Source organism: Gluconobacter sp. DsW_058 (genome assembly GCF_002153615.1).
In the GTDB taxonomy this organism is placed as follows: domain Bacteria; phylum Pseudomonadota; class Alphaproteobacteria; order Acetobacterales; family Acetobacteraceae; genus Gluconobacter; species Gluconobacter cerinus.
In genome coordinates this window covers 1-7,928 of record NZ_JOPH01000070.1, presented here as the reverse complement: position 1 = coordinate 7,928, position 7,928 = coordinate 1, and the positions used below count along the sequence as shown (strand labels likewise).

Annotated in this window: 5 protein-coding genes; 3 read left to right on the top strand and 2 right to left on the bottom strand. The window is 51.3% G+C overall.

The features are described from left to right. Nucleotides 1-421: 421 nt before the first annotated feature. The 3 genes from HK24_RS12150 to HK24_RS12140 all read left to right on the top strand — a co-directional run bounded on the left by HK24_RS12150 (nt 422) and on the right by HK24_RS12140 (nt 4,086). Nucleotides 422-904, top strand: a complete 483-nt coding sequence (locus HK24_RS12150; RefSeq protein WP_086634690.1) for a hypothetical protein — start codon at nt 422-424, stop codon at nt 902-904. Nucleotides 905-919: 15 nt separating this feature from the next. Next, nucleotides 920-2,323 carry a PLP-dependent aminotransferase family protein gene (locus HK24_RS12145; protein ID WP_086634689.1) on the top strand — a complete coding sequence of 468 codons (1,404 nt, stop codon included), beginning with the start codon at nt 920-922 and terminating at the stop codon, nt 2,321-2,323. 380 nt (nt 2,324-2,703) lie between these two features. Continuing rightward, complete coding sequence (locus HK24_RS12140; protein WP_086634688.1) at nt 2,704-4,086, top strand: sugar porter family MFS transporter; 1,383 nt, start codon at nt 2,704-2,706, stop codon at nt 4,084-4,086. 62 nt (nt 4,087-4,148) lie between these two features. Here the strand turns inward: HK24_RS12140 and HK24_RS12135 are convergent, their stop codons facing one another. Together HK24_RS12135 and HK24_RS12130 are read right to left on the bottom strand one after the other, a co-directional pair. Further along, nucleotides 4,149-5,474 carry a UDP-glucose/GDP-mannose dehydrogenase family protein gene (locus tag HK24_RS12135; protein ID WP_198942134.1) on the bottom strand — a complete coding sequence of 442 codons (1,326 nt, stop codon included), beginning with the start codon at nt 5,472-5,474 and terminating at the stop codon, nt 4,149-4,151. Between the two features lie 90 nt (nt 5,475-5,564). Further along, nucleotides 5,565-7,445, bottom strand: coding sequence for an AsmA-like C-terminal region-containing protein (locus HK24_RS12130; RefSeq protein WP_086634687.1), 1,881 nt, complete (start codon nt 7,443-7,445; stop codon nt 5,565-5,567). Between the last annotated feature and the right edge of the window lie 483 nt (nt 7,446-7,928).

The window sequence follows — 7,928 nt, the reverse complement described above, 5'->3', positions numbered from 1 at the left end:
CGCCGTCAGAATGGCGGCATAACAAGAACCGGGTATAGCTTATTCAAACCCAAAAACTGTCCAAACAGACGGGTTCACCTCTTACGTCTCTTATTTAGAAGGGGTTGGGAGAAGACGTATTTCGATGCGAAGATAATATTTTTATATTAAATTCCATACACAAAAAAATCATTATAAAACAATATGGTATGCTAAAATTTCTGTTTGATGGCGGGCCACAGAAATATTGTATGCCTCTATAGTATAAATTTTTCCGGAATTGCCTTCATTTGTATTGATTTACAACGGCATTATCTGTTTGCAGAAATTTGCATATTGGCGCTAAAGGGCAGACAATCTGCGCCAAAGAGTGGAGGCTCATGGACAGAGGATATACTGACCTCGATGCCTTGGACCGTGCTGCAGGACAGAGAATAGAATCATGATTGAGCAATTTAATAAGAACGAAGTTTATAATAATAAAAACGTCGAAGCTGAGACGGTTCTGAAGCATCGGCTTTTTGGCATGGTTCTGGGGCTGTTTCTGGCGCATGCCTATGTAGCGCTGGCTCTTTACTACACGTACATTGACGATAAAAATCACTTCCACACAAGCTGGATGGCATTGTTTGGCTGCTTTGTCTCATCAATGATTTTTCTGTATCATATTGGTATATCGAAAGCGATTTCTGAAAAAGAAAATGGGATTTACGGGCGGTATTTCGCTCCCTTTATGTCGTCTTCGCTTTGGGGGTTCGTTTTGGTTGCCATAACCGTCATAACGATTATCCAAGGCCAGGCCTGGTTTTCACCGTATGAATATCTTGCATGGCCTTTGGCATTTGCATCCATATTCGTTGGATATTTTATTGGTCCGGCGATGGACCACTCTTTCAGTTTTGTCCTGAAGTCGCTTAGAAAATAATTAAGCGTCTTATCAATGAAAAACAAAAAATTATTAGAAAAATGGAATGAATACGTAGGCCTTTATAACGGGCCTACGTACCTTGCGATTGTAGAGGCTTTGGCGGCTTCAATCCGTAATGGTATTATTCACGGTGGTGAACGGCTTCCTACACAGCGGGAAATAGCCAGTGCCCTTGATACAAATCTTACAACCGTAACGCGGGCATTCAGGGAAGCGCATCGCCGTGGACTGATTAATGCAACAGTAGGGCGCGGAACTTTTGTCAGGATGGGGGCCGAGGTCAGCCATTGGCGATCTCCCAAAGCGGCCATTGTTGACATGACGATGAATTTGCCGCCGATACCTCAAAATCCCCCACTTCAACGCATTATGCAGAGTGATCTTGCGGCTCTTTTGAAGAAGCAGGATATCTCCAATCTCATGTCATACCGCGTGACAGGCGGCACACTGGAAGAGCGCCAACATGCGGTAAAGTGGATTGAGCCCGTTATTGGATCAAGACGTCCAGATGATGTGCTGGTTGTACCTGGCGCTCAGACGGCTCTTGCGGCAGCTATGAGTATTCTGGCTAGCCCTGGCGATATTATTTTGACGGATCGTATTACCTATTCAGGGATACGGACCGTTGCTGATCAACTCGGGATTATTCTTGTCGGGGTAGATGGCGACGAAAATGGGTTCATACCCGAGCAACTGGAAATGGCCTGCCGACAATATCAGCCAAAAGCGCTTTATTGTATTCCCGCTATTCAGAATCCGACAACCGTAACGATGTCACTGGCGCGCCGTAAGGACGTCCTGAAGATTGTCCACGATAATCGTCTCTATGTCGTGGAAGATGATCCTTACAGTTTGCTGCACGACAATCCCATTCCTGCATTGGCCGCGCTCGACCATGGCCGTGTAATCTATATCTCTACCTTGGCGAAGGTTTTGAGCCCTGGCTTGCGAACCGCTTATGTTGCTCTGCCAAACGCCGAAATGACCAGACGCTTTGCTGTTGCCGTTCGGGCGTTTGCCCTTACAAACGCAGGACTATTGAGTGCACTGACATTGCGCTGGATGCAAACGGGACAGTCCAAAGAGATTTTGGGGTCTATTAAGCAGGAATTGCGACTTAGGCAGTCGATCGCCCGAAACATTCTGGGGGATAGCCACGGCATGGATCCCAATGGTCCACATGTGTGGTTAAAGCTTCCTGAGTGGTGGAGTAGCGTGGATTTTGTATCATATGCGCGCCATCGTGGTATCGCATTGGTCCCGAGCAACGTGTTCACAGTGGATGGTGACTTTCCGCAGAGAGCAAGAATTTCTCTCGGAAGTATTCTTAATATTTCCAATTTAGAAAATTCGCTCCATGATATCGTGACTATTCTCAGTCACAAAAGAGCTACAGATTTTTTATCAATCGTATGATTTGTAGAGCGGATGGATTCTGATCCATCTGTTGTCTGATTACCCCGTTATTGACGGGAGTTTTCAATATTCCGGGAGAACAGGCCTGCCACGCCGCTCCTCGCTGGATGGTGATCATGGTTTCTTCCTAAAAACGGACTAGTCTTGTGAAAGCGGGCATGATGTTCGCTTTGTCCCTGTGGTGACAGTCAAAGTTCAATCGCCAGCAATGCGGTCAGATGTGACAAACTTGCATCATCGAATGTCACATCTGGGTGATAAATAACATAAATATCATCGAAATATGAAAATACTCACTTTTATGATGTTCCTTTAGGTGCTGTAACGTTAAAGAAGCGCCCACCCAGAATGACCCTGCTCACGGACGGAAGAAGACCCTAATGATGCAGTCCCTTGATGTTTCACGACGGCTCAGCGGAGAAGCGCTGACCAACTTCATCGCCACCATCTCTGCAACGGGTGGTCTGCTTTTCGGGTATGATACCGGGATCATATCGTCAGCACTTCTACAGATTCGTGAGCAGTTTCATCTCGATACGATCGGGTCCGAAATTGTAACGTCCGCCATCATTCTCGGTGCGCTGATTGGCTGTCTTGGTGCAGGCGGAATCTCAGACCGGTTTGGCCGCCGCCGGACGGTCATGCTTGCTGCCGCCTTGTTTCTTGGTGGCACTGCGCTTGCATCGGCTGCTCAAGGGGTTACGGTTCTTATCGTATCGCGTCTAATTCTGGGGCTTGCGATTGGTGCAGCGTCTCAGATTGTCCCAATCTACATTGCAGAAATTTCGCCACCCAACCGGCGTGGACGCTTGGTTGTTGGCTTCCAACTGGCGGTTGTTTCGGGTGTCACGATTTCCTTCCTGACAGGCTATTTTCTCCGGGACAGCAGCTGGCGGATCATGTTCGGCATCGGCATGCTGCCGGCACTGATTCTCTTTGTCGGAATGGGTTTTCTGCCCAACAGCCCACGGTGGCTCGCGCTCAAAGGACGCACAGACGAAGCTCTTGCTGTACTGCGTCGGGTGCGGTCTTCAGAAGAAGTTGCCCAGAATGAGCTTCAAGCCATCATAGACAACCATGATGAGCAGGCTCCTTGGTCAGAACTTGCCAAGCTTTGGGTTCGCCCTGCTCTCATCGCGTCTGTTGGTATTGCGCTGCTCTGTCAGCTGACCGGCATCAACGCGGTTCTGTACTACGCTCCAACGATCTTTGCGGATGCAGGATTCGGACAGGAATCTGCTCTTCTGACGTCCGTTGCGGTTGGTCTGGCGATGGTTTGCGCGACGATTTTTGGTGGTTGGGCTGTCGATAACTGGGGCCGCCGGACACTGATCCTACGTTTGCTGCCTGGTGCAGTTATTTCCCTGATCGTGCTCGGTGCAATGTTTGCTCTTCATATGAAGGGCGGTGCTGGCGCATGGATCACGGTTATAGCAATCATGGGTTACACGATCTGCAACACGGGTAGTCTGTCGGTTGCGGTCTGGCTGGTTGGTGCTGAGGTTTATCCACTGTCCTGCCGTGGCAAAGGTATGAGCCTTGTCGCGGGGAGCCATTGGGGAGCAGATCTTCTGATCTCCCTGACGACTCTCTCGCTGGTTCAGGGGCTGGGTGCGCACATGACGTTCTGGCTTTTCGCCCTCGTCAATGCAGCGGCATTCCTGTTCGTGCTGCGCTACGTGCCGGAAACCAAAGGACAGTCTCTGGAGCAACTTGAAATGAGCCTTCGAAACGGAACCTTTGCTCCCGTTCACAAGTCCTGATCTCCAGGAAAACGATGTCTCAAAAAAAGCCGGCTCCTTCATGGAGCCGGCATTTTTTATACTCAGATTCGTCCAATCGAGCTGTACTCAAATCCGGCAGCCCGCATGGTCGCGGGGTTCCAGATGTTTCTGAGATCAGCAATTGCCTTCCCTCGCATGGCATTGCTCAGGCGGTCCGGATCAATGGCGCGAAACACGTTCCACTCCGTCAGAACGACCAGAATGTCAGCGTCGGTAGCTGCTGCCAGTGCATCCTCACAATAAATGATCCCGTCAGGAAGAAGCGCACGGGCAGATTCCATGCCCTCTGGATCAAAGGCTTGAATCCGGGCGCCTGCGTCATGAAGATGTGCGAGGATAGGTAGGGAAGCGGCCTCCCGCATGTCATCAGTGTCTGGTTTGAAGGTCAGTCCTAAAACGCCCACTGTCTTTCCTTGGACGGAGCCTCCAGCCTGAGCAATAATGCGTTCTGCCATGCGACTCTTGCGGTCTTCGTTTACCGCCACGGTGGCTTCCACCAAGCGGGATGGAGCGCCAGCGTCACTCGCGATGGCTGTCAGGGCGCGTGTATCTTTCGGGAAGCATGACCCGCCATAGCCGGGCCCGGGATGCAGAAAGCGCCGGCCAATCCGCTGATCGAGGCCCATGCCACGCGCGACATCATGGATATTGCCTCCCACTTTTTCGCAAAGATCAGCCATTTCGTTGATGAACGTGACTTTCATGGCGAGAAAGGCATTGGCCGCGTATTTGGTGAGTTCCGCCGTCTCAAGATCGGTGATGACGATTGGTGCTTCAATAAGATGCAGAGGGCGATAAACCTCACGCATGATCCTTGTCGCCCGCTCGCCCTCGTCGGGACCGGATGTATCGATTCCGATAATCACGCGATCCGGACGCATGAAGTCCCCGATCGCGTTACCTTCGCGTAGGAATTCGGGGTTTGAGGCAACGTCAAATGTGAGCTCGGGACGTGTTTCTCTTAAGATACGAGCCACTTCGCGTCCCGTTCCGACGGGAACCGTAGACTTTGTAACGACGAGCAGGCCCTCTTTGGCCGATCGGGCGATTTCTTCTGTTGCAGCATAGACGTAGGTGAGGTCTGCATGACCATCGCCGCGTCGGGTCGGGGTGCCGACGGCGATAAAGACAGCATCCGCCCCACTAATGGCGGCTGACAGGTCGTCTCCGAATGTTAGGCGCCCGGTCTCGGTATTCTTGGCAACAATGGCATCAAGACCCGGCTCATAGATGGGAATACGGCCTTTACGCAGGGCTGCCAGTTTCTTGGGGTCCCGCTCGACAACGGCTACATCTGAACCGAATTCGGCAAAGCACGCACCGGAGACCAGTCCGACGTAACCACCACCGATCATTGCTATACGCATAACAGAAACTCTCCAAGCGCTATGGGGTCTGCATAACCTGCGCACATTGAGGGAGCAAATCGGTGACGTCCCAACTGCTGGAATGGTGTGTCATTGCGTGGGGCGAACGCAGGCATTCGATGATGCAAAGGAGCGGAGTGCGGCTGGAAGAACTGTCAATTCGTTGGAATCCGCCAAAAGATCCCGTCCCTTTTTCGACCACTTCGCAATGCTCAAATTTGGGCTGTCAAAACGTCCGCTCACACGTATTGGGATATCGAGAGCAAAAAAGCTTGTTGAGAATGGTCGGCTCGCGAAAACAAGGTCTAACCACCGACGGTTCAGATCAAAATCTGCCTTGGCAGCCAGAACACCGGTACTCGTTTTCAGGCGCAGCGGAACAACTTTCCCAATCCCCTGGTGCATCTCCAGAACACCAAGCATACAGGTGATCGGTGTCGTTCCCTTGGCGTGCCGGAACAGTAGCCGAAGATCCATGGATGCAGCTTCCACGATTTCACGGGCAATTTCGCCTTTTTCCATGCTGACCGCGGCAACCAGATCGGCCTTCCGCGTAGCTTCGTTCAAAGTGCGGACATTATTTGCTGAAGCGATAATACGGATCGACAGGGCACCTTTGACCGGGACGGGAGCGAGACCGGCGGTACGGCGAAGGCGATCAATATCACCATGGGATAGAGCGATGTTGGCTGTGACGCGCGAATGTCCGCCTTGGTCTTCCATGTGACCGTTGGCCTGAAGCCCCGCGCCCAGATAACCTAGTGCTAAAGTGCTGACGTCAATGCGACCCGGTGTTTGGGATGCCTCCAGTTTCAGTTTCGAGAATGTAAGGGCGTTGTAGAGGATCTCATCTGCGGTGAGTTTGACGTGCAGAACCGGATCCGGATTGGCAGGGGCAATCAACGGAATATCGGTTGATCCGGAAGATTTTCCGGATGAGAGGGCTTTATTCAGATCATTGAGATCTACGCGGCCCAGATTCAGGTCTGTCGCAATGATATCGGGCTTGCCGTTACCGCCTTCGTTGAGATCGAAGGTCCCACTTTTTATTTTGCTGTTCTGGAAATTGCCTGAGGCATTCGTAAGATGCCAGTTGTCTCCAGTATGGCTGAAGGTTCCTTTCAGAGCCAATGGAACAGCAGGGTGAGTGCCCGATAGCCCAGCGAGTTCGAACACTGGAGACGCAGTTGGTGTGGAAAGGGCAATATTGCCGTTCACACCATCAAAGTTCAGAGCGTCTGTCAGGGTGCCGTCGAAATCGATGACAAGATCGCCAGAAGTAATGTGTGCTTTAGCCCCATAGGGCTCTGGCGCGCGGCGTAGAACCTCAAGCGGCTGCATGGTGGCATCCAGCGTGACGGGAGTGCCGTTGTACGCGCCCTGAAACGCCATAATCAAAGGTGATGCATCATTATCGGACTGAAAAGTCACATGCTGCATGCCGACTTGATAGGAAGAGCCCTTTGCGGAGCGATAAGTGACATCGCTGTCCATAATCGTAGCGTTACGGAGTCCCGGAAACCAACTCAGGTCTGGCTTGTCAGAGCCGGAGTGTTCGGTCTCTGCATGATCGGAAGTTTTTTGAGGCTTAAAGCGCCAGTTAGGTGTTCGGTCCGGCGTTCGTTCAAAAAGACCTGAAAAGTGGTCAATCGTGACATCGCGTGTTTCAATTGGTCCATGCAAAAGTGAGGTCACTCTTATCCTGGCATGCAGGGCGCTCACACTCACCATATCTGGACGGCTCCCTCCGGGAATATTGGCCAGATGCAGATCCTTGGCGTCTATCGTGATCCAGCGTCCAGCACGAACGCGTAGAGAACCGATCGTAACCGTTCGGCCTGTGGCTTTTTCGAGCTTCTGGGTCGCAAGTGCAGCGAAATCTTTCTGGTCGATCCAGAACCAGCCGCCCCCGATGATCGCACTACAAACGACAAGAAGGCAGAGGAACGCCCCAAGAAGCCATTTAAGCAAGAGACAGTCTTTCCAAATACCGAATATAAAATTCTACAATAACTGGAAGATCTCTGGAGCGGGAGAGTTCGTCTGGAAAAAATAATTTTTCGGAACATTTCATTGGGTTTCAAATGAATGCTGTTCAGAATGTTGACTGAATGCGTCCGACAACCGCATCTCCGTTGCGACCATAGAGGTTAAAGGTGGCGGAAGAGCGACTGACTTCAATCTGGAGGGATCGACGAACCGTTGGTTGATGCGCTTGGCTCGCGATTTAAGACTTTTGGCGATTTGATCGACGGTTTTTGGGGTCGCTTTTGATCTGCGTTTTGAGCAGGTCGGGGACTGCCCACCCGCTGGATGACTACGCGCTCGCACTCAATCTTTCGAGGAAGAGAAAGCGGCGCATGTTGTAGACGATATTGGCTAGCTGTTTAGTCCCGTGGTTTGATGGGTTGGATTGATGATGAATCTTTCTGGCTCTGAAGTCCATATTTTGCA

Bases quoted from the DNA above. Each gene is read 5' to 3' on its own strand.
- HK24_RS12135 (WP_198942134.1), bottom strand. From the start codon at position 5,474: ATGCGTATAGCAATGATCGGTGGTGGTTACGTCGGACTGGTCTCCGGT.
- HK24_RS12140 (WP_086634688.1), top strand. From the start codon at position 2,704: ATGATGCAGTCCCTTGATGTTTCACGACGGCTCAGCGGAGAAGCGCTG.
- HK24_RS12150 (WP_086634690.1), top strand. From the start codon at position 422: ATGATTGAGCAATTTAATAAGAACGAAGTTTATAATAATAAAAACGTC.
- HK24_RS12145 (WP_086634689.1), top strand. From the start codon at position 920: ATGAAAAACAAAAAATTATTAGAAAAATGGAATGAATACGTAGGCCTT.